The organism is Amycolatopsis sp. NPDC051903 (assembly GCF_044452505.1).
GTDB lineage: Bacteria > Actinomycetota > Actinomycetes > Mycobacteriales > Pseudonocardiaceae > Amycolatopsis.
The window spans coordinates 345,548-368,131 of the sequence record NZ_JBITBT010000001.1 but is presented as its reverse complement, the minus strand read 5'-3'; the positions used below and the strand labels follow the sequence as shown (position 1 = coordinate 368,131).

Sequence of the window (22,584 nt, the reverse complement as noted above, 5' to 3'; positions counted from 1 at the left end):
GGGATGAAGGGCATCGTGCTGGCGGGCGGCAGCGGGACGCGGCTGCACCCGATCACGCAGGCCGTGTCGAAGCAACTGCTGCCGGTCTACGACAAGCCGATGATCTACTACCCGATCTCGGTGCTGATGCTGGCCGGAATCAGGGACATCCTCGTGATCTCCACGCCGGACGACCTGCCGAACTTCCGCCGGCTGCTCGGTGACGGCAGCCAGTTCGGGCTGTCGTTCTCCTTCGCCGAGCAACCCAGCCCCAACGGCCTGGCCGAGGCCTTCGTCATCGGCGCCGACTTCGTGGGCGACGACCCCGTCGCCCTCGTCCTGGGCGACAACATCTTCTACGGCCAGGGCTTCTCGCGGACGCTCCAGACCGCCTCCACCGACCTCGACGGCTGCGTGCTGTTCGGGTACCCGGTGAAGGACCCCGAGCGCTACGGCGTCGGCGAGATCGACGCGACCGGGAAGCTCGTCACCATCGAGGAGAAGCCGGTTTCGCCGCGCTCCAACAACGCCATCACCGGGCTGTACTTCTACGACAACGAGGTCGTCGACATCTCGCGCGCACTGCAGCCCTCGCGGCGCGGCGAACTCGAGATCACGGACGTCAACCTCACCTACCTGCGCGCCGGCCGCGCCACCCTCATCGAACTCGGCCGCGGCTTCGCCTGGCTCGACACGGGCACCCACGACTCCCTGCTCGAGGCCGGGCAGTTCGTGCAGGTGCTGGAACACCGGACGGGCGTGCGGATCGCCTGCCTGGAGGAAATCGCGCTGCGAATGGGCTTCATCAGCGCGGACGAGTGCTTCGCGCTGGGGGCGAAGCTCGCGAAGAGCGGGTATGGGGAGTACGTGATGAACGTCGCGAAGTCTTCTGGGGCGGCTGGCTGAGGGTCCTGGGGTTGCGGGTTTGTGTGGGGTGCGGGCTGCGCGGTGTGGGTGAGGGGCCGGTCGGTCGGTTTCGGTGCAGCGCGAGTGGACCGGTCTCGCAGCGCGGCAGGTGCGAACGGACTCAGTCGGTTCTCGCAGCACCGCGAGGGGACCAGCCGCGCCGAGGCAAGGGCGCACCGAGTGGACCGTTCAAGCACCCGGAGCGCGCAAGTGGATCAGTCGGTCGGCGGCAGCGCTGCCAGCGGACCCTTCGTGCCGCGACACGGACAGTGCTAACGGACCCCTCAAGCCACCACGGAGGTCGCGGGCGAACCGCGCGCGACGCGAACGCACCGAGCGGATAGGCCGGTCAGCGACAGTGCTGCGAGTGGAGCTTTCGCGTTGTGGCACGCGCGGAGTCGGCAAACCTCCAAAGCCCAGGGGACGGCGCGGGCGGACCGGTCGCGCAACACGAGCGCGTGAACAGACGGGTCGGGAAGCGCGGGCATCACGACCGGACCGGTCGATCGGCGACAGCGCGACGAGTGGACCCGTCGTGGCGGGCGCCGGCGGTGTGAACAGGCAGTCGGTCGCGGCAATGCCGCGAGTTGGACCGGTCGCGCAGCGGCACGGACGGACCGCTCAAGCCACCCGGGAAGCGCGGGTGGACCGATCGACCAACGCCGTCGCAACGACCGGACCGGTCGGGCCACGCCGACCGCGCGAACGGACCGGTCGCGTGACGCCGCCGCAGCGAGTGGACCTGTCGCGCCGCGGCACGGGTAGCGAGCGGTCCGTTCAAGCCATGCGGACGGCGCGAGCAGACCGGTCGCGCGATGCTGCCGCAGCGAGTGGACCTGCCGCGCCGCACCGACGGTGCGAACGGACCGATCGTGCAACGCCGCCGAAACGACCGGACCGGTCGGGCCACGCCGACCGCGCGAACGGACCGGTCGCGTAACGCCGCCGCAGCGAGTGGACCTGCCGCGCCGCACCGACGGTGCGAACGGACCGGTCGCGTAGCGCCGTCGCAGCGAGTGGACCTGTCGCGCCGCGCCGATGCCGCGAATGGACCGTTCGCGCGGCACCGGCGTAGCGAGCGGACCGATCGCGCCGAGGTACGGACGGCGTGAGTGGGCCGGTCAGGCCGCGCCGACGTGCGAGCGGTCCGTTCAAGCCACGCGGACTGCGCAAGTGGACCGGTCGAGCAATGCCGCCACAGCGAGCGGACCGGTCGGGCCGCCACGGACAGAGCAAATGGACCGATCGTGCAACGTCGCCACAGCGAATGGACCGGTCGAGCCGCCACGGACAGAGCGAGTGGACCGATCGTGCGATGCCGCCGCCGCGAATGGACCGGTCGAGCCGCCACGGACAGAGCGAGTGGACCGATCGTGCAAAGCCGCTGCGGTGAGCGAGCCGGTCGCGCAAAAAAGGGAGTGGCGAGGGGCCCGCAGGGGTCAGAAGCCGCGGGCTAGTTGTTCCAGGCGGTGGATGCGGTCGTCGATCGGGGGGTGGGTGGAGAACAGCTTCGACAAGCCCGCGCCGGGGCGGAAGGGGTTGGCGATCATCAGGTGGGACTGCGACACCACGGCCGGCTCGGGGGCGAGGGGGGCGGCGCGCGTGCCGCGGTCCAGTTTGCGCAGGGCGGAGGCCAGGGCGAGCGGGTCGCCGGTGAGCTGGGCGCCCGAGGCGTCCGCTTGGTACTCGCGGGAGCGGCTGACGGCGAGCTTGATGACCGACGCGGCGATGGGGCCGACCAGGATGATGAGCAGTGAGGCGAACGGGTTGCCGTTGCGGTCGTTGCCGCCGAAGAAGAAGGCGATGTTGGCGAGGAAGCTGACGACGCTGGCGAGCGCGCCGGCCACGCAGGAGATCAGGATGTCCCGGTTGTACACGTGCGACAGCTCGTGGCCGAGGACCGCGCGCAGCTCGCGTTCGTTCAGCAGGTCGAGGATGCCCGCGGTGCAGCAGACGGCCGCGTGCTGCGGGCTGCGGCCGGTGGCGAACGCGTTGGGCGCGACCGTCGGGCTGATGTAGAGCGCCGGCATCGGCTGGCGGGCGGTGGTGGCCAGCTCGCGGACGATGCGGTACATCGCGGGCTGCTCGACCTCGGAGACGGGTCGCGCGCGCATGGCCCGCAGGGCCAGCTTCTCGGAGTTGAAGTAGGCGTACGCGTTGACCCCGAGCGCCACGACGAGGCCGATGATCAGGGCACCCCGGCCGAACAGGCTGCTGATCCCGATGATGATCGCCGACAGCAAGCCGAGCAGCAACGCCGTCTTCAGCCCGTTCTGGTGCTTGTGCACGCGGCTCGCCTCCGTCCGCAGTCAGGGGTGGTTACTCACCGGAAACAACGCGATCGGGCGACCCGAAGTTCCTTCACGTGATCCACTCGCGAGTTAGGGTCGATCGATCTCCCCGACCGAGGAGGTGGGTGATGCGGGGTCCGGAACTGAGCAGGCGGGGTCTGTTCGCCCTGGCCACGGCGGGTGCGGCCACAGCCGTGCTGGCCGGCCCGGCGCGGGCGGAACAGGTGAGCGTGGTCGACGTCGGCGGGGCGCTCACGGCCGTCGCCGTGAATCCGGTCACCGGGCTCGTGTACGTCACCGACGCCAACTCGGGCACGGTGGCCGTGCTCGACCCGAACGCGGGGCGCGTGATCACGCTCATCAACGTCGGCGGCAAGCCCAGCGACGTCGCCGTCGACTCCGCGGCCAACCGCGTGTACGTGACCAACCCGCCCGGCGGCACCGTCATCGCGCTCGACGCGCTGAGCCACCAGACGGTCAGCGTCGTCGGCGCAGGTGCCGGGGCGTCGTCGCTCGCCGTGGACCCGGCGGCGAACAAGGTCTACGCGGTGAGCGGCTCGACCGGCACGCTCGCGATCCTCGACACGCTCAGCCTCACGACCCAGCGGATCGTGCCCGCGCCGAAGCCCGGCCTGGCCGGCGTCGCGCTCGACACCGGGCAGCGGCTCGTCTACTGCACGAGCCCGACGACGGATTCCCTCGAGATCTTCGACCTCGACGCCGGGAAGTTCACCGGCAGCACCGGCGTCGGAGCCTCCCCCACGGGCGTCGCCGTGCACCAGGCGAGCGGCACGGTGTTCGTCGCGAACTCGGCGATCCACCACATGTCCATTGTGGATCCGGTGTCGCGCACGCAGAGCAAGACCGTGCTGCTGCGCAGCGAAGCGTCGGCGATCGCGGTGAACCAGGGCACCGAGACCGTGTACACCAACGGCGGCCAGAACGGGCTGTCCCGCGTGGACGGAAAGGCCGGCGTGCTCACCGGCGAGCTGAGCCTCGGCGTGAACCCCGGCGACCTCGCCGTCGACCAGCGGACACGCGCTGTTTACGTAACAGATCCCTTGCACGGCACCGTTTCCGTCGTCCGCAACTTTTGACCACGCAGGTGGTGTAACTCCAGGTATACCGTCGATCGCATGAAACTCGGACTGCAGATCCCCAACTTCACCTGGGCGGGCGGGCCGGCGAAGCTCGGCTCCGACCTCGCCGCCGTCGCGCGCACGGCCGACCAGGCCGGTTTCGACTACGTCGGCGTGATGGACCACTTCTTCCAGATCCGCGGCGTCGGGCCGAGCGAGAACGACATGCTCGAGGCGTACACGACGCTCGGCTTCCTCGCGGCGCACACCGAGCGCGCCAAGCTCCTCACCGTGATCACCGGCGTCCTCTACCGGCACCCGGGCCTGCTGGCGAAGGCGATCACCACGCTCGACGTGCTCTCCGGCGGTCGCGCGGTGCTCGGCATCGGCGCCGGCTGGAACGAGGAGGAGTCGAAGGGCCTCGGCTTCCCGTTCCCGCCGACCGCGGAGCGCTTCGAACTGCTCGAGGAGAACCTCCAGTACATCCTGCAGATGTGGGGCGACGGCGACGCCGCGTTCTCGAGCAAGCACTTCGACGCCGAGCGCCTGCTGAACTCGCCGCAGGCCCTCTCGCGCCCGCACCCGCCGATCATGATCGGCGGCGGCGGCGAGAAGAAGACGCTGCGCTTCGTCGCCAAGTACGGCGACGCGTGCAACATCTTCAACACCCCCGACGTGGAGCACAAGCTCGACGTGCTCAAGCAGCACTGCGAGAACGAGGGCCGCGACTACAACGAGATCACCAAAACCGCCTACCACACCCTCGACATCGGCGAGAAGGGCGAAAAGACGGGCGAACTCCTGGCCGACCTGGAGCGCCTCCACACCCTCGGCTTCGACGCGGCGATCGGCAGCGTCCCCGGCGTGCCCGACGTGTCCCTGCTGGAGAAGTTCGCCACCGACGTCATCCCGGCCGCTGAAAAACTCGGCTGAGAACGCGAGATCGCGCCGTTTTTCCTACCGGTAGGTGTGCTCGGCCCGTCGGGCCGAGCACACCGGGAGGGAAGAAACCGGGTCTAAGCGATCTCGCCACCTCGTCGAAGTCGACGCACAAGCCGCCGGAGCACGCCGCGGAAACTCCCCGACGACCTCAGTCACCCTGCCGAACCACTCCGCGAGATCGCGCCGGTTTCTGGACTGAGCGATGTGCGCGGCCCCTCGGGCCGAGCACATCGGGAGGGAAGAAACCGGGTTTCAGCGATCTCGCCGCCTCGGCGAAGCCGAGGCAGACAACACAGTCACACTTTTGCTTCGGGGTGCGCAAAAAACCCACCCGCCGCGCAGCGGCGTTACTCTCCGCGCACACCGCGGCCAGCGTGAACAACCAGCAGCTATCAGACAAACAGCCTACGAGCACATCTCATTTCGAACTCGGTGCTCCACCCCTCGCGCGCTCCCTGTAACGACCATCCGCTGGTCATCGACGTGTCTAGCACGCAAGCCGCGAGCCGAGGAGCCCGTTGATGACCACATGCCGACTCTGCGGTTCGACAGCTCTGGTGAGTGTCGTCGATCTCGGGGCGACCCCGCCGTGTGAGCGGTTCCTGACCGCGCAGCAGCTGGCCGAGCCCGAGACCACTTATCCGCTGCACCTGCAGGTCTGCACGGAGTGCTGGCTGGCGCAGATCCCGCCGCTGATCACGCCCGAGGACACGTTCACCGACTACGCGTACTTCTCGTCGTTCTCCACCTCGTGGGTGGAGCACGCCCGCGAGTACGTCGACGCGTCGGTGGAGCGGCTCGGGCTGGGGCCGGACTCGTTCGTGGTGGAGGTGGCCAGCAACGACGGCTACCTGCTGCAACACGTGGTGGCGCGGGGTATCCGCTGCCTCGGCGTGGAGCCGTCGGTGAACGTCGGGCAGGCCGCGCGCGACAAGGGCGTGCCGACGAAAACCGCGTTCCTCAGCCCCGAGACCGGACGCGACGTGCGTGAGGAGCACGGGCCCGCCGACCTCGTCGCCGCCAACAACGTGTACGCGCACATCCCCGACATCATCGGCTTCACCCACGGCCTGCGGGCGCTGGTGGCCGACGACGGCTGGGTCTCCATCGAGGTGCAGCACCTGCTCACCCTGATCAGCGAGAACCAGTACGACACGATCTACCACGAACACTTCCAGTACTACACGGTGGAATCCGCGCGGCGCGCGCTCGCGGTCGGCGGACTGTCCGTTGTGGACGTCGAACTCCTGCCGACGCACGGTGGCTCGATCCGGCTGTGGGCGCGGCCCACCGAGGTCGCCGGGGAGCCGAGCGCGCGGATGGTCGACGTGCTGGAGCGGGAGAAGGCCGCGGGCCTGCACGAGCTGTCCGGCTACACCGAGTTCGCCGAACGCGTCACGCGCGTGCGGCTCGACCTGCTGGAGTTCCTGGTCAAGGCGGCCAAGGAGGGCAAGACCGTGGTGGGCTACGGCGCCCCCGGCAAGGGCAACACCCTGCTGAACCACTGCGGCATCCGGCCCGACCTGCTCACCTACACCGTGGACCGCAACCCGTACAAGCACGGCCGGTTCACCCCGGGCACCCGCGTGCCGGTCCTCGAACCCGAGCGCATCGCGGCCGACAAACCCGACTACGTCCTCGTCCTTCCCTGGAACCTGCGGAAGGAACTCACCGAGCAACTGTCCTATGTAGACGACTGGGGCGGGCGGCTCGTGTTCCCGATCCCCCGTCTGGAGATCGTCGAGGTGAAGCAGTGAAGGTTGTCCTCTTCTGCGGCGGCTACGGCATGCGCATGCGCAACGGCGACGCGTCCGACGTGCCGAAGCCGATGGCCATGGTGGGCCCGAGACCCCTGATCTGGCACGTGATGCGCTACTACGCGCACTTCGGCCACACCGAGTTCGTGCTGTGCCTGGGCTACGGTGCCCACCACATCAAGGAGTTCTTCCTCAACTACCGGGAAACGACGTCCAACGACTTCGTGCTCCGCGACGGCAAGCCGGAGCTGCTGTCCACCGACATCTCCGACTGGACGATCTCGTTCGTGCAGACCGGCATCGAGTCGCCGATCGGCGAACGCCTGCGCCGCGTGCGCGAGCACCTCGACAGCGACGAGATGTTCCTCGCCAACTACGCCGACGTGCTCACCGACGCGCCGCTGGACAAGATGGTGGAGCGCTTCTCCGAGACCGAGGCCGGCGCGTCGATGATGGTCGTGCCGCCGCAGTCGTCGTTCCACTGCGTGGAGATGGACGAGGGCGGGCGCATCGGCGCGATCACGCCGGTCAGCGACATGCCGCTGTGGGAGAACGGCGGGTACTTCGTGCTGCGCCAGGAGATCTTCGACCACATCCCGGAGAACGGCGACCTGGTCGCCGACGGCTGCGGCGAACTCGCCAAGCGCGGCCGGCTGCTGGCCTACCCGTACCGCGGGTTCTGGAAGCCGACCGACACGGTCAAGGAGCGCTACGCGCTCGACGCCGCCTACACCCACGGCGACCGGCCCTGGGCCCTGTGGGAACGGGACAAGGTGCACGCGTGATCAAGCTCGGCGCACAACGGCTCGACCGCGTCGTCGCACTGGGTGCCCACTGCGACGACATAGCGATCGGCGCCGGCGGAACGCTGCTCACGATCTGCGGCGAAAAGCCCGGCGTCCGGATCGACGCCCTGGTGCTGTCGGGCGGTGGCACCGAACGCGAGGACGAGGAACGGGCGGCGCTGGCGGCGTTCTGCCCGGGCGCGGACCTCGACGTCACGGTGCTGAAGCTCCCCGACGGCCGGCTCCCCGCCCACTGGGACGAAGCCAAGAACGCGCTGGAAGAACTCCGGCAGCGCACCGACCCGGACGTGGTCCTCGCGCCGCGCACGGTCGACGCGCACCAGGACCACCGTGGCCTGGCCACGCTGGTGCCCACGGTCTACCGCGGGTACCTGACGCTGGGCTACGAAATCGTGAAGTGGGACGGAGATCTCGGCCGCCTGCCGGCGTACGTGCCGCTCACGAGCGAGCTGGCCGAGCAGAAAGTGCGGCTGCTGCAGGAGCACTACGCCTCCCAGCGGCACCGCCCCTGGTACGACCGCGAGGCCTTCCTCGGCCTCGCCAGGATCCGCGGCATCGAGTGCCAGGAGCGGTACGCGGAGGCCTTCGAACTGAACAAACTCGTTCTCGACCTGAGGGGCTGACTGAAATGCTGGTGTTGCTGACCGGGCACACGGGTTATCTGGGCACGGTGATGGCGCCAGTGCTCGCGGAAGCCGGGCACGACGTCACCGGCCTCGACTCCGGGCTGTTCGCGGGGTGCCTGCTGGGCCCGGCGCCGAAGGACCCGCCGTCGATCGACGTGGACCTGCGTGACCTGCGCCCCGAGCACCTCGAGGGCTACGACGCGGTGATCCACCTGGCCGCGCTGTCCAACGACCCGCTGGGCTCGCTGGCGCCGGAGCTCACCTACGACATCAACCACCACGCGTCGGTGCGGCTGGCCGAGCTGGCCAAAGACGCCGGCGTCGGCCGGTACCTGTACGCGTCGACGTGCTCGGTCTACGGCGCTTCGGGCGGCGGCGGGCTCGTCGACGAGGACGCGCCGCTGCGGCCGGTAACGCCGTACGCCGAGTCGAAGGTGCGCGTGGAGGACGAGGTGTCGAAGCTCGCCGACGACGCCTTCACGCCCGTGTACATGCGCAACGCCACCGCGTTCGGCTTCTCGCCGCGGCTGCGCGCCGACATCGTGCTGAACAACCTCGTCGGCCACGCCTACCTCTCCGGCGAGGTGCTGGTGCTCTCGGACGGCACGCCGTGGCGGCCGCTCGTGCACGCCAAGGACATCGCCCGCGCCTTCACCGCCGCGCTCGAGGCGCCGCGCGAGGCCGTGCACAACCGGGCGTTCAACATCGGCACCGAGCGCAACAACGTGACCGTCGCGGAGATCGCGCAGGAGGTCGTCGACGCCGTGCCCGGCTCGAAGCTGCGCATCACCGGCGAAGCCGGCGCGGACCCGCGCTCGTACCGCGTGGACTTCTCCCGGTTCCGCGAGGCGATCCCGGGCTTCGACTGCGAGTGGGGCGTGAAGGACGGCGCGCTGCAGCTGATCGACGCCTACCGCGACTACGAGCTCACCAAGGAGCAGTTCGAGCGCCGCTTCACGCGGCTCAACTGGCTGTCCGACCGCCGGGCCGACGGCTCCGTCGACGAGACGCTGCGGCACCGCTGATGCTCACGGGGGGCGAGATGCACGCGCTGGTGGAGCGGATGTACCCGCTCTGCCGGAGCATCACGGGGGACGGGGTCCGGGCCACGCTCGCGATCGTCGGCGAGCACCTCGCGCTGCGGCAGCACGAGGTGCCGACCGGCACGCAGGTGCTGGACTGGACCGTGCCGCAGGAGTGGAACGTCCGCGACGCGTACGTCGCGGACGCCGCCGGCCGGCGCGTGATCGACTTCCGGGAGTCGAACCTGCACCTGGTCGGCTACTCCGTGCCGGTCGACGAGACGATGAGCCTCACCGAGCTGCGGGGGCACCTGCACACGCTGCCGGAAAGCCCGTCGTGGATCCCGTACCGCACCAGCTACTACTCGCCCACCTGGGGTTTCTGCCTCGCGCAGGACGCGCTCGACGCCCTGCCCGAGGGCGATTACCACGTGAAGATCGACTCGACGCTGGCCGACGGTTCGCTCACCTACGCCGAGCACGTGGTGCCCGGTGAGGTGAGCGACGAGGTCATCGTGTCGTGCCACGTGTGCCACCCGTCGCTGGCCAACGACAACCTCGCCGGCATCGCCGTGGCCGTGTCGCTCGCGCAGGCGCTGGCCGAGAACACCTCCGGCAAGCCGCACTACACGTACCGGTTCCTCTTCATGCCCGGCACGATCGGTGCGATCACCTGGCTCGCGCGCAACGCGGAGCACGTCGACCGCGTGAAGCACGGCGTGGTGCTCGCGTGCGCCGGCGACCGCGGTTCGCTGACGTACAAGCGCAGCCGCCGCGGCGACGCCGACATCGACCGGGTGATGGCTCACGTGCTGAAGGACAAACCGCACGAGATCCGCGAGTTCTCGCCCTACGGCTACGACGAGCGGCAGTTCTGCTCCCCCGGGTTCAACCTCGGCGTCGGCTCGCTCACGCGCACGCCGTACGCGGGCTACCCGGAGTACCACACGTCGGCGGACAACCCGGACTTCGTTTCACCCGAGGCCATGGAGGACACGCTCGCCACGCTGCGCACCGCGTTCTCCGTGCTCGACCGCAACCGCCGATACGTGAACCTCAGCCCGTACGGCGAACCGCAGCTGGGCAAGCGTGGCCTGTACGACTCGCTCGGCGGACGCAGCGACGCCAAGGCAGCACAGATGGCGATGCTGTGGGTGCTCAGCTACTCCGACGGCGAGCACAGCCTGCTCGACATCGCCGAGCGCGCGGACCTCCCCTTCGAGGCCGTGGTCACCGCGGCCCGGGCCCTGCAGGTCGCGGGCCTGCTCAAGGAGTGAGTCCGGTGCCCGCGATCCTGCGCTCGCGGGCCGTCCGCGCGATGGCGGGACGGTTGAGCTGGGGCCTGGGCGACCAGGCCGTGTCGAGCCTGACCAACTTCGTGGTCGGCCTCTACGTCGCGCGCTCGCTGGGCGCGACGGCGTTCGGCCTGTTCAGCATCGCGTGGGTGACCTACGGGGTCATCCTCAACGTCTCGCGCGGCGTCGCGACCGACCCGCTGATGGTGCGCTTCTCCGGCGTTACGAGGGCGCGCTGGCGCGAGGCCCTCGGCCGGGCCGTGGGCACGGCGCTGGCGGTGGGCGTCGCGACCGGGCTCGTGTGTGTCCTCTTCGGACTCGCCGTGGGTGGCTCGCTGGGTGACGCGTTCCTCGCGCTGGGTGTGGTGCTGCCGTTCCTGCTGGTCCAGGACGCGTGGCGGTTCGGCTTCTTCGCCGCGGGCACCGGGCAGAAGGCGTTCGTGAACGACGGGATCCAGGCCGTGGCACTGTTCCCGGCGCTGGTGCTGGGCGCGCGGTACGGCACGGTCGTCGCGTTCCTGCTGGCGTGGGGCTGCTCCGCGGGGGTCGCGGCGCTGTTCGGCTGGGTGCAGACGAGCGTGCTGCCGAAGCTGGGCGGCGTGCGCTCGTGGGTTCGCGACCACCGCGAGCTGGGCGTGCGCTACCTCGTGGAGAACGTGAGCAACAGCGGGTCTTCGCAGCTGCGCGCGTACGGGCTGGGTGCGGTCGCCGGACTGGCCGCGGTGGGCACGGTGCGCGGCGCGGAGCAGCTGCTCGGGCCGTTCCTGGCGCTGCTGATGGGGCTTTCGCTGGTCACGGTGGCCGAGGGCGCGCGCGTGCTGCAGCGGTCCCCGCACCGGCTGTGGCACTTCTGCGTGGTGCTGGGCGGTGCGCAGGCGGCGGCCGCGCTCGCGTGGGGCCTCGGGCTGCTGCTGTTCGTGCCGGATTCGGCCGGGCGGTTCGTGCTCGGTTCGCTGTGGGACAGCTCGTCGCTGCTGATCCTGCCGGTGACGTTCGCGGTGGTGGGCGCGAGCTTCACGACGGGCGCGACGGCGGGGCTGCGCGCGCTGGGCATGGCGAAGCGGAGCCTGCGCTCGCAGCTGATCGCTTCGGTGTTCTACGTCGTCTTCGGCCTGATCGGTGCCGCGCTGGGCGGTGCCGCGGGGTCGGAGTGGGGCGTCGCGATCGCGACGATCACCGGTTCGGCCGTGTGGTGGTGGCAGCTGCGGATCGCGTTGCGCGAGTACTTCGCCGGCCGCGCCGCCGCCGCGGATCTTCCAGAACTCCCGCCGGCGCCCGAAGCACCGGCACCCCGCACACCGGAGGACTCGATGGAGTTCCGCCCGGTGTCGGGTTCGTTCAGCCACGAAGAGCTCGATGCTGCCTCGGACGGCATGACAGAAATGAGAACGGGATGAGCGCGGTTCCCCGGCTGACCATCGGTCTGCCCGTGTACAACGGCGAGGAGTTCCTGGGCGAAGCGCTCGACGCGCTGCTCGGCCAGACCTACGAGGACTTCGAGCTGATCATCTCCGACAACGCTTCGGCCGACGCGACCGAGGAGATCTGCCGCCAGTACGCGGGCAAGGACGCGCGGATCCGCTACGTGCGCCAGGCGCGCAACATCGGCGCGACGCCCAACCACAACGTCCTGCTCGACCTGGCGCGCGGCGAGCTGTTCAAGTGGGCCTCGCACGACGACCTCTACGGGCGCGAGCTGATCGCCAAGTGCGTGGAGGCGCTCGACGAGCGGCCCGACGTGATCGTGGCGCACTCGCACCAGGCCATCATCGACGGCGACGGCGCGGTGACCGTGCCGCTCGAGTACGTGCACAAGACCGACTCGCCGCGGCCGTCGGTGCGGTTCAAGAGCCTGCTGTTCGAACCCGGCGGCGACGACTTCTACGGCGTGATGCGCACCGATGTGCTGCGCCGCGTCACGCCGATGGACAGCTACCACCACGCGGACCGCACGTACGTCGCCGAGCTGGCGCTGCACGGGCCGTTCCACCAGGTGCCGGAGCTGCTGTACTTCCGCCGCGACCACCCGGACCGCGCCGAGCGCGCGAACCCGAGCAAACGGTCGCGGTGCGCGAACCTCGACCCCAAGCGCGGCAACCCGATCACGAACCCGACGGTGCGGCTGCTGGCCGAGTACGTGTGGGGTTTCGTGCACGGGATCCGCACCGCACCGCTGTCCTCGCCCGAGCGCCGGGCCTGCTACCTGGCGCTGGTGGAGTGGTTCACGAGCCGGGCGCGGCCGGGCGGTGCGGGCGAGCGCGTGGAGGACCGCGCGCCCGTCGACGCCGCGGAACTGTCGCTGACCGTCGACCTGGTCGTCGCCGGCCGCGAGCGGCGGGTTTCGTGACGACACGGGTCGGGGTGTTCGGGTTGCTCGGTTCGGGCAACCTCGGCAACGACGGTTCGCTGGAAGCGGTGCTCGGGTTCCTGCGAGCCGAGCACCCCGACGCCGCGGTGACCGCGTTCTGCGGCGGCCCGGACGTGGTCCGCGCCCGCTACGGGATCCCGGCGACGCGGCTGAACTGGAACAGCGACGAGTACCGCACGGCGTCCGGGGTGCGGTCGATCGCCACCAAGGCGCTCGGGAAGCTCGTCGATGTGGTGCGGACGGCGTCGTGGGTGCGCCGTCAGCACGTGGTGATCGTGCCGGGCATGGGTGTGCTCGAAGCGACGCTTCCGTTGCGGCCGTGGGGTTTCCCGTACGCGCTGTGTCTGCTTTCGCTGCTGGGCCGCCTGTTCGGCACGAAGGTGGCGCTGGTCAGCGTGGGAGCCGACCGGATCAGCGTGCCGGCCACCCGGCTGCTGGTGCGGCTGGCCGCCCGGCTGGCGGCGTACCGGTCCTACCGCGACGAGCTGTCGCGCTCGGCCATGGCGGACATGGGCGTGCGCACGGCCGGCGACGGGGTGTACCCGGACCTGGCGTTCGCGCTGCCGACCCCGGAGGCGAACGAGGATCCGCGCACGGTCGGGGTCGGCGTGATGGCCTACTACGGCAGCAACGACGACCGCGCGCGCGGCGACGAGATCCACCGGTCCTACGTGGACTCGATGACGGAGTTCGTGCGCCACCTCGTCGACCACGATCGGCCGGTGCGCCTGTTCATCGGCGACCAGGCCGACCTCGCGGTGGTGGACGAGATCGTGGCCGCGGTGGCTTCGCCGCTGATCACGGCGGAGCCACCGGGTGACCTCGATTCGCTGATGCGCGCGATGGCGGGCGTCGGCTCGGTCGTCGCGACGCGCTACCACAACGTGCTGTGCTCGTTGAAGGTCGGGAAACCGACGCTGGCCATCGGGTACGCGAAGAAGAACGACGTGCTGATGACCGAACTGGGACTCGGCGAGTTCTGCCAGGAAGCGCGGGCGATCGACGTGCCGCGGCTGATCGCGCAGTTCGAGGAACTGGAACGGCGCGGCCCCGAACTGAAGGCCACCCTGGCCGAGCGCAACGACGAGCACAGACAGCAGTTGAAATCGCAGTTCAGCCTTCTTTCGGCGACCCTCTTCCCCCCGGAGTTCTCCTCGGAGGTCCGATGAAAGCCATTCCCGTACCGGCCATCTCCGGTCTGTACCTGTTCCAGCCCACCCCGCACCGAGACGAGCGCGGGTTCTTCTCGCGCACGTTCGACGCCGAGGTCGCGCGGTCCGTCGGCATCGATCCGGACGCGTTCGTGCAGGACAGCGTTTCGCGTTCGGTGCGCGGGGTGCTGCGCGGGCTGCACCTGCGTTCCGGTGCGGGTGAAGCGAAACTCGTGCGCTGCTCGTTCGGGGAGGTGTTCGACGTGGTCGTGGACCTCCGCCGGGATTCGCCGACGTTCCGGGCCGTGGAAACGTTCCGGCTTTCCGGCGACACCCAGGTCAGCATTTACCTTCCCGCGGGCTGCGCGCACGGATTTCAAGCACTTTCCGATATCGCTGACGTCTCGTATCGCATCGACCGGGTGCACAATCCGGACGAAGACGTCACAATCGCCTACAACGACCCCGAACTCGCGATTCCGTGGCCACTGACGCCCACGCTGCTGTCCGAACGCGACAAGACCGCGCCCTCGCTCGCCGAGGCACTGCCGACCTAGAAGGTGACCACAATGGACCTGCCGCGATCCCGAGCCGCGAACGAGCGCCTGCACCGGGTGATCCCCGGTGGCGCGCACACCTACGCGAAGGGTGAGGACCAGTACCCGAAGGACCTCGCGCCGGTGATCTCCCACGGGCGCGGCGCGCACGTGTGGGACGTCGACGGCAACGAGTACCTCGAGTACGGCTCGGGGTTGCGGGCGGTGAGCCTCGGGCACGCGCACCCGCGCGTGGTCGAGGCGGTGCGGCGGGAGATCGAGCGGGGCAGCAACTTCGCGCGTCCGTCCATTCTGGAAGCCGAAGCGGCGGAACGGTTCCTCGAAACCGTGCCGACGGCCGAGATGGTGAAGTTCACGAAGAACGGCTCCGACGCGACGACGGCCGCCGTGCGGCTCGCGCGCGCCGTCACGGGCCGGCCACTGGTCGCGCTGTGCGCCGACCACGCGTTCTTCTCGACGGACGACTGGTTCATCGGCACCACCGCCATGGCGGCGGGCATCCCGGGGCAGATCACGGACCTGACCGTGCGCTTCCCCTACGGCGACCTCGCGGCCACCGAAGCGCTGCTGCAGCGCCACGACGGGCAGATCGCCTGCCTGATCCTGGAAGCGGCGACGCAGCAGGACCCCCCGGTGGGCTACCTCGCCGGGCTGTGCGACCTCGCCCACCGCTACGGCGCGCTGCTGGTGTTCGACGAGATGATCACCGGCTTCCGCTTCTCCGAGCACGGCGCGCAGGGCCTGTTCGGCGTCACGCCGGACCTTTCGACGTTCGGCAAGGCCCTCGGCAACGGCTTCGCCGTCTCGGCGCTGGCCGGCAAGCGCGAGTACATGGAGCTCGGCGGCCTGCGCGACACCCGCGACCGCGTCTTCCTGCTCTCGACCACGCACGGCGCCGAAACCCACGCGCTGGCCGCGGCGATGGCGGTCATGGACACCTACGAGGCCGAGGACGTCACGGCCCGGCTGCACTCGCTGGGCGCACGCTTGGCCGAGGGCGTGCGCGAAGTCGCCGCGTCGCACGACGTGGCCGATCACATCGTCGTCCGGGGCCGCGACAGCAACCTGGTGTTCGGCACGCTGGACGAATCGGGCCGGCCGTCGCAGGAGTACCGGACGCTGTTCCTGCGCCAGCTCGTGACGGGCGGGGTGCTGGGCCCGTCGTTCGTGGTCAGCGCCGCGCTGTCCGAGGACGACATCGACCGCACGGTGGAGGTCGTCGCACAGGCCTGCGTGGTCTACCGCAAGGCGCTGCACGCGGGCGACCCGTCGCCGTGGCTCGGCGGTCGGCCGGTGAAGCCGGTGTTCCGCCGCAAGGCCTGAACCCGGCCACTGGCCCCGTGCTGACCCACACCGCGAGATCGCGCCGGTTTCTGGACTGAGCGATGTGCTCGGCCCCTCGGGCCGAGCACATCGGGAGGGAAGAAACCGGGTTTCAGCGATCTCGCCGCCTCGGCGAAGCCGGGGCCGAAGATACGAGCACGAGGTAGGCGAACCCGAGCACACCCCGGTACGCGGTGACGTACTCGCGCTCGCGGGTGTCGAGCCAGTCGCGCGTTTCCGCCGCGCGCGGGTCGGCGGGGTTGGCGAGCAGCCAGTTCAGCCGGCCGGCGCGGGAGGTCGATTCGAAGTCGTCCCACTCGCACTGGTCGGCCGTGCTGAGGTGCAGCACGCGCCAGCCGGTTTCGCGGCACGCTTCGAGCAGGTCGGGTAACGCGAGGACCTCGTCGCCGAAGATCGCCTCCGCGGCGGGCGTGGGTTCGCCCGTCCAGCACCCGTCGCCGTAGAGCAGCCGGTCGGTGACGCCGGCGAGCGCGGCGAGGGCCTGGCGCGTGCCGCCGAAGGCGTGGGACGCGCCGATGCAGATCGCGCGGTCGGCGGGACCGAGCCAGCTCGCGGCGTCCTGTTCGATGAACTCGACGGCCGCGCCGCGTTCGCGCGCCGCCCGTCGCCCGCGCTCCAGCGCCACCTCGTCGGTGTCGACGGCGATGCCCCGCGCCGGCGTGCCCTCGACCGCGCGGATCAGCAGCTCACCCCATCCGGAGCCGAGATCGGCGACGGTGCCGCCGGTGACGTCGAGGCGGTCGAGCAGCAGCGCCGCGTGCCGCTCGTCGAGCGGGGCGTTCCAGCGCATGGCGGACCGGCGGGCGAGGGTGAAGTCGTCGGGCACGGCGACAGCCTCGCGTTCCGGCCACCGGCTGTCACGCGGTTTTCTCACGTGATCAACATCTCTCCGGCGAACACGGGGTGAACCCCCGGTGCGCCTGGCATCGTGTGGAATCCATGACCAATCCGTTGATCGCCCCGGCCGAGGACTCGACCAAGTCCTACTCCGGGATCACGCTCCTCGAAGACGCCAACGACGTGAAGACGGCGATCGAGACCGGCGACTGGGCGTCGGTCGCGATGGGCGCGGTGGGCACCGCGCTCGACGCGTTGTCGATGGCGATGGACCCGTTCGGCGCGATCCTCGCGGCCGGGGTCGGGTGGTTGATGGAGCACGTGGGGCCGCTGAAGGAAGCGCTCAACGGGCTCACCGGCAACGCCGACCAGATCAAGGCGCAGTCGGAGACCTGGTCGAACGTCGCCAAGGAACTCGAGTCCATCGGGTCCGACCTGCAGGACATGGTCAACGCCGACCTGCAGTCGTGGACCGGGCAGGCGGCCGACGCGTACCGCAAGCGCGCCCAGGACTTCACACAGCTGCTCGGCAGCGCGCAGAAGGGCAGCGAGGGCGCGGCGAGCGGCGTGAAGACCGCGGGTGAGGTCGTGGCCGCCGTGCGCGCGCTGGTGCGCGACATCATCGCCGACCTCGTCGGGCACCTGATCAGCTGGGCGTTGCAGGTGATCGCGACGCTCGGGATCGGGTTGAGCTGGGTCATCCCGCAGGTCGCCGAGGCCGTGGCGAAGACGGCTTCGAAGATCACGCAGATCACCACCAAGCTGATCAAGGCGATCAAGGCGCTCATCCCGCTGCTCAAGAAAACCGGGACGGTGCTGGAAGACGCCGCCAAGGCGCTGAAGAACATCAAGGGCGGCAAGGTCGACGCGGCGCCGACGCCCAAGAGCATCGGGCCGACGCCGAAGGGGATGGACGTGCCACCGGCCAAGGGCGGTGGGGGCGCCACGACGCCGTCGGCGGACACCCCGCCGCCGCCTCCGCGCGACACGCCGCCGCCGGCCAAGGGCGACTCGGCCGACACCCCGCCGCCGCGCGACACCACGGACACGCCGCCGCCGAAGTCCGACCCGCCGCCGCTGAAGACGGACGACTCGACCACCGCGTCGTCGGCGGACACTCCCCCGCCGGCGCGCGACACCCCGCCGCCGGCACCGAAGGACACGCCGCAGCCCAAGGCCGACGACACCACGACGACGTCGAGCGCCGGTGACACCCCGCCGCCGCCCAGGAGCGACCCGCCACCGCCGCCCAAGGCCGACGCGGCGCCGCCGAAGAGCGACCCGCCGCCGTTCGATCCCCCGCCGTTCGACCCGCCGAAGAGCGACCGCGGGCTGTCCGGGGGCGGGGGCAAGGACAAGACGTCCGCGCAGAGCACCACGATCAAGGACGCCAACACCACCCCGCGCGCCAACGACACCCCGTCGGCCGACCGGCTCGCGTGTGGCGACCCGATCGACGTGTCGACCGGGCGCGTCATGCTCACGCAGGAGGACGTCCGGCTCGCGGCGGCGCTGCCGCTCGTGCTCACGCGCACGCACTTGTCGTCGTACCGGATCGGCCGGGGCTTCGGTTCGTCGTGGGCTTCGACGCTCGACCAGCGCGTGGAGGCCGACGCCGACGGCGTGCGCTTCGCGGCCGAAGACGGCACCTTCCTCGAGTACCCGGCCCCGGTCGTCGGCGCGGACGTGCTGCCGGTGACCGGCCCGGCGTGGCCGCTGACCCGCGGCGCCGACGGGTCGTACGTGCTCACCCAGCCGGACCTCGGCCGCGCCCTGCTGTTCTCCGGCGTCACCGGGCAGCTGGTGACGGTCAGCGATCCGGTGGGGCAGCAGCACTTCCGCCTCGACTACGACGAGGCCGGCGCGCTGACCGACGTCGTCCACTCCGCCGGCCACCACGTCGGCGTGACCACCGCCGACGGCCGCGTCACGGAGCTGACCCTGCTCAGCGGCGGCGCACCGGTCGTGCTCGTGCGCTACGGCTACGACGAACGCGACGGCCTCGCCGAGGTCCGCAACTCCTCGGACCTGGCGCTGCGCTTCGGCTACGACGCCGAAGGCCGGCTCGCGCGCTGGGAAGACCGCAACGGCATGTGGTACCGCTACGAGTACGACGCGCAGGGCCGCTGCGTGCGCGCCGAAGGCCGCGACGGCGCGCTGCGCTATGCACTCACCTACGAACCGCGCCGCACCACGGCCGTCGATTCGCTGGGTGCCACGAGCGTGTTCGACCTCAACGACGCGTTCCAGGTCGTCGCGGTCACCGATCCGCTCGGCGCCACCACGCGGCTCGAGTGGGACGACCGCGACCAATTGCTCTCGCGCACGGACGCGCTGGGCGCCACGACCCGCTACGACTACGACGAAGCGGGCGACCTGGTCGGGGTCGAGAACCCCGACGGCACCCGCAGCAGCGCCGAGTACGACGAGGAGCACCGGCCGGTCCGGGTCGTCGAGGCCGACGGCGCCGTGTGGCTGCGTGAGTACACAGAGGACGGTGACATCGCGGCGCGCGTCGACCCGCTCGGCGCCCGCACGACGTTCACGTACGCGCGGCCCGGCCTGCTCACCGCCGTGACCGGCCCGCTCGGCGAGGTGACCCGCTACGAGTACGACGCCGCGGGGCTCCCGGTCGCCGTGACCGACCCGGTCGGCGCGACGGAGCGGACCGCGTTCGACCGCTTCGGCCGGCCCAGCGCCTCGACCGCCGCGCTCGGCGCCACCACCCGCACCGCGTGGACCGTCGAGGGCGAACCGCTCAGCGTCACGCGGCCGGACGGCACCAGCGTGTCCTTCAGCCACGACGGCGAAGGCAACCTCCGCGAAACCCGCGACGGCACCGCCGTCACGCGCACCGCGTACGCCGGGTTCGACCGGCCCGTCGCGATCACCGCGGCCGACGGCTCGCGCGTGGAACTGAGCTACGACACGGAAAACCGCGTCACGGCCGTGCGCAACGAGCAGGGCCTGCGCTGGCGCTACGAGTACGACGCCGCCGGCCGGCTCGCCGCGGACACCGACTACGACGGCCGCCGCCGCGCTTTCCGGTACGACGCGGCGGGCCGGTTGATCGAGCAGACGTCGGCGAGCGGCCACGTCCTGCGCTTCGGGTACGACGCCGCGGGCCGCATCACGCGGCTGGACGCCGACGGTGCCGTGGCGACGTACGAGTACGACCGCGCCGGACGGCTCGTCCGGGCCGTCAACGACGACGCCGACGTGCGCCGCGCGTACGACGCGGCTGGCCGGCTGGTCGAGGAGACGGTGAACGGCCGCGCGCTCACGACCGCGTTCGACGCTTCGGGCCGGCGCACCGCGCGCACCACCCCGACGGGTGCCCACGCCGAATGGCGCTACGACGCCGCAGGCCGGCCGCTCGCGCTGGGCACCGCGGGCCGCGAGCTCACGTTCGTGCGCGACCTCGAAGGCCGCGAAGTCGAGCGGCGGCTGGGAACCACGCAGCTGCGCCAGGGCTGGGACGCGCGCGACCGGCTCGTGACGCAGACGCTGACCACCGCGGCCGGCCCGGTGCAGCAACGCGCGCTGCACTACCGGCACGACGACGCCGTGACCGCGGTCGAGGACACCCTCACGGGGCCGCGGCAGCTGCGGCTGGACCCGGTCGGCCGTCCGCTGGCCGTCGAAGGTCCCGCCGCGCACGAGACCTACGGCTACGACGCGGCGGGCAACCTCGTGCAGCCCGGCAACCGCGTTTACGCCGGCAGCGTGCTGCGGCGCGACGACACCGCCGAGTACGAGTACGACCCCGACGGCAAGCTCCTGCTGCGCCGGACCGCCGACGGCGGCGAATGGCGCTACGAGTGGGACGGTCACGAGCGCCTCGTCGCCGTGCGCACGCCCGCGAGGCACCACTGGCGCTACCGCTACGACGCGCTCGGCCGGCGCGTCGCCAAGGAACTGCGCGACGCCGCGGGCACCCTGCGCACCCGCACCGAGTTCACGTGGGACGGTCAGCAGCTCGCCGAGCAGGTCACCGACGGCGTGCGCGCGCTGGTCTGGCACCGCGAACCCGGGAGCGGCCGCGTGCTCACGCAGACCGAGCGCGTGCTGCACCAGGCGAGCGGCGAGTGGCACGACCACGCCCTGCGCGGGATCGTCACCGACCTCGCGGGCGCCCCGACGGAACTCGTCGACGCCGACCAGGGCCTGGTCTGGCACGGCCGCCTCACCACGTGGGGCGCGGCCACCGGCCCGATGCCCACGTCGCTGCGGTTCGCCGGCCAGTACCACGATGACGAAACCGGGCTGCACTACAACGTCCACCGCTACTACGACCCGCAGACGGCGCGTTACCTCAGCCCCGACCCGTCGGGCCTCGAGCCGGCGACGAACCCGTACGCGTACGTCGCGGACCCCGTCGGCTGGACGGACCCGCTGGGGCTGGCGCCGTGCAAGCTCTCCTACGACCAGGCGCACAGCACCCCGGACGGGCCTTCGCTGGAGCTGCGCGGGCCGCGCAAGTCCGGCAAGGCGGGCCGCACGCCGAACAAGATCCGCGACGAGCAGGAGTTCAACAACGTCGCGCAGAGCGTCGGGGTGCCCAACCCGCACAAGCAGCGCCTGTCCTTCAACGAAGACGCCCAGACCCTCGGGGACTACCACGGCAAGGCGTTCGGCGACGCGATGCACAAGAAGGCCTTCGACGAGGGCAAGATCCAGTTCGGGGACAAGAACAGCGCGGCGATCGAAGCGCTCGGCCGGAACGATCCGAACACCAAGGATTTCTGGCAGATGCAGGACCGCCGCGACCAGCACACGGCGAACCAGGTGGTCGACAACAACAAGCAGGACCACCGCGACTACGACCGCGACGACGACGTGGACGCGCGGCTGCGGCCCGTCATGGACAAGACGGAAGGCACGCAGTCGCTGCTGAGCCAGTACGACGGCGTGGTCGTGGGCGGCTCGCACGGCCCGGGCCACCCGGGTCTGCAGATGATGCGCGACAACATGGGCGACCTGAAGAACAGCGGCGTCAACAAGGTCTACCTGGAAAGCCTGCGCGACGACGCGCACAACCAGCACGTGCAGGACTACCTCAAGGCGCCGGCGGGGACGCCGATGCACCCGGACCTGCAGACGTTCCTCAACAAGAGCCCGAACAACCAGATGGTGGGCCAGGTCATCGAGTCGGCGAAGACCCACGGCGTGGACGTGGTCGGCATCGGGGGCAACCCCGCGCGGATGGGAGCCACCGGTTCCGGCGGCAACTTCCAGCGGCACGCGATGTTCAACTCCTACGGCGCGGAAGCGGTCCAGCACCACCAAGCGGCGAACCCGGGCAAGTACGTGATGGAGGTCGGTGAGGAACACGCCCGGCCGCACACCTGGACCGGCGCGAACCCGGTCAACGCCGGCGGGGTCGACCTCCCCGGCAGGTCTGCCGGGATCGGCGACCTGCTCGGCGTGCCCCAGGTGAAGTCGGGCACCGGGGGCTCGCTCACCCGGATCGACGGGGTGACGGACCTGCACTGAGCCCGGTCCGTCCACTTCGGAAAAGAGCCACGAAGTGCGCTGGTCCGGGGAAATGTGTTGTCGGGGAAGGGAAGTTCACCCGTCGGGGCGCGGGCCGGACCCCATCGGGGAAGTTACGCGGGCGCGGG

Annotated in this window: 16 protein-coding genes; 14 read left to right on the top strand and 2 right to left on the bottom strand. The window is 70.7% G+C overall.

Annotation, left to right across the window (positions count from 1 at the left end):
• Positions 1-3 precede the first annotated feature (3 nt).
• Positions 4-885, top strand: a complete 882-nt coding sequence (rfbA, locus tag ACIA77_RS01840) for a glucose-1-phosphate thymidylyltransferase RfbA (RefSeq protein WP_395883856.1) — start codon at positions 4-6, stop codon at positions 883-885.
• Between the two features lie 1,439 nt (positions 886-2,324).
• Here rfbA and htpX read toward each other — a convergent pair.
• The gene (gene htpX / locus ACIA77_RS01835) at positions 2,325-3,173 is read right to left on the bottom strand and encodes a zinc metalloprotease HtpX (protein WP_395883855.1); all 849 of its coding nucleotides are present in this window, start codon (positions 3,171-3,173) and stop codon (positions 2,325-2,327) included.
• A gap of 131 nt (positions 3,174-3,304) precedes the next feature.
• Here htpX and ACIA77_RS01830 point away from each other — a divergent pair, with 131 nt between their 5' ends.
• The 12 genes from ACIA77_RS01830 to ACIA77_RS01775 all read left to right on the top strand — a co-directional run bounded on the left by ACIA77_RS01830 (position 3,305) and on the right by ACIA77_RS01775 (position 16,102).
• A complete protein-coding gene (locus ACIA77_RS01830; RefSeq protein WP_395883854.1) occupies positions 3,305-4,273 on the top strand; it encodes a YncE family protein in 969 nt (322 codons plus the stop codon).
• A 39-nt stretch (positions 4,274-4,312) separates the two neighbouring features.
• Positions 4,313-5,188 carry an LLM class F420-dependent oxidoreductase gene (locus ACIA77_RS01825; protein WP_395883853.1) on the top strand — a complete coding sequence of 292 codons (876 nt, stop codon included), beginning with the start codon at positions 4,313-4,315 and terminating at the stop codon, positions 5,186-5,188.
• Positions 5,189-5,718: 530 nt separating this feature from the next.
• On the top strand, positions 5,719-6,954 hold the full coding sequence (locus ACIA77_RS01820) for a methyltransferase domain-containing protein (protein WP_395883852.1): 1,236 nt from the start codon (positions 5,719-5,721) through the stop codon (positions 6,952-6,954).
• Complete coding sequence (locus ACIA77_RS01815) at positions 6,951-7,739, top strand: sugar phosphate nucleotidyltransferase (protein ID WP_395883851.1); 789 nt, start codon at positions 6,951-6,953, stop codon at positions 7,737-7,739. The genes ACIA77_RS01820 and ACIA77_RS01815 overlap by 4 nt, the downstream gene beginning before the upstream one ends.
• On the top strand, positions 7,736-8,383 hold the full coding sequence (locus ACIA77_RS01810; protein WP_395883850.1) for a PIG-L deacetylase family protein: 648 nt from the start codon (positions 7,736-7,738) through the stop codon (positions 8,381-8,383). The genes ACIA77_RS01815 and ACIA77_RS01810 overlap by 4 nt, the downstream gene beginning before the upstream one ends.
• 5 nt (positions 8,384-8,388) lie before the next feature.
• Positions 8,389-9,411 (top strand): NAD-dependent epimerase/dehydratase family protein, encoded by a 1,023-nt coding sequence (locus tag ACIA77_RS01805; protein WP_395883849.1) that lies wholly within the window; start codon positions 8,389-8,391, stop codon positions 9,409-9,411.
• A complete protein-coding gene (locus ACIA77_RS01800; protein WP_395883848.1) occupies positions 9,411-10,685 on the top strand; it encodes a DUF4910 domain-containing protein in 1,275 nt (424 codons plus the stop codon). Before ACIA77_RS01805 ends, ACIA77_RS01800 begins: the two co-directional genes overlap by 1 nt.
• 41 nt (positions 10,686-10,726) lie before the next feature.
• Entirely contained in the window at positions 10,727-12,100 is a 1,374-nt protein-coding gene (locus ACIA77_RS01795; RefSeq protein WP_395884314.1) for a hypothetical protein, read from the top strand.
• On the top strand, positions 12,097-13,050 hold the full coding sequence (locus ACIA77_RS01790) for a glycosyltransferase family 2 protein (protein ID WP_395883847.1): 954 nt from the start codon (positions 12,097-12,099) through the stop codon (positions 13,048-13,050). The genes ACIA77_RS01795 and ACIA77_RS01790 overlap by 4 nt, the downstream gene beginning before the upstream one ends.
• Positions 13,047-14,240 carry a polysaccharide pyruvyl transferase family protein gene (locus tag ACIA77_RS01785; RefSeq protein ID WP_395883846.1) on the top strand — a complete coding sequence of 398 codons (1,194 nt, stop codon included), beginning with the start codon at positions 13,047-13,049 and terminating at the stop codon, positions 14,238-14,240. The genes ACIA77_RS01790 and ACIA77_RS01785 overlap by 4 nt, the downstream gene beginning before the upstream one ends.
• Positions 14,237-14,779 (top strand): dTDP-4-dehydrorhamnose 3,5-epimerase, encoded by a 543-nt coding sequence (rfbC, locus tag ACIA77_RS01780; RefSeq protein ID WP_395883845.1) that lies wholly within the window; start codon positions 14,237-14,239, stop codon positions 14,777-14,779. Before ACIA77_RS01785 ends, rfbC begins: the two co-directional genes overlap by 4 nt.
• Before the next feature lie 12 nt (positions 14,780-14,791).
• On the top strand, positions 14,792-16,102 hold the full coding sequence (locus ACIA77_RS01775; protein ID WP_395883843.1) for a glutamate-1-semialdehyde 2,1-aminomutase: 1,311 nt from the start codon (positions 14,792-14,794) through the stop codon (positions 16,100-16,102).
• Positions 16,103-16,214: 112 nt separating this feature from the next.
• Here ACIA77_RS01775 and ACIA77_RS01770 read toward each other — a convergent pair whose 3' ends face one another.
• Positions 16,215-16,997 carry an SAM-dependent methyltransferase gene (locus ACIA77_RS01770; protein ID WP_395883842.1) on the bottom strand — a complete coding sequence of 261 codons (783 nt, stop codon included), beginning with the start codon at positions 16,995-16,997 and terminating at the stop codon, positions 16,215-16,217.
• A 65-nt stretch (positions 16,998-17,062) separates the two neighbouring features.
• On the opposite strand from ACIA77_RS01770, the gene ACIA77_RS01765 reads away from it, so the two are divergent.
• Positions 17,063-22,456, top strand: a complete 5,394-nt coding sequence (locus ACIA77_RS01765) for an RHS repeat-associated core domain-containing protein (protein ID WP_395883841.1) — start codon at positions 17,063-17,065, stop codon at positions 22,454-22,456.
• Positions 22,457-22,584: the final 128 nt, after the last annotated feature.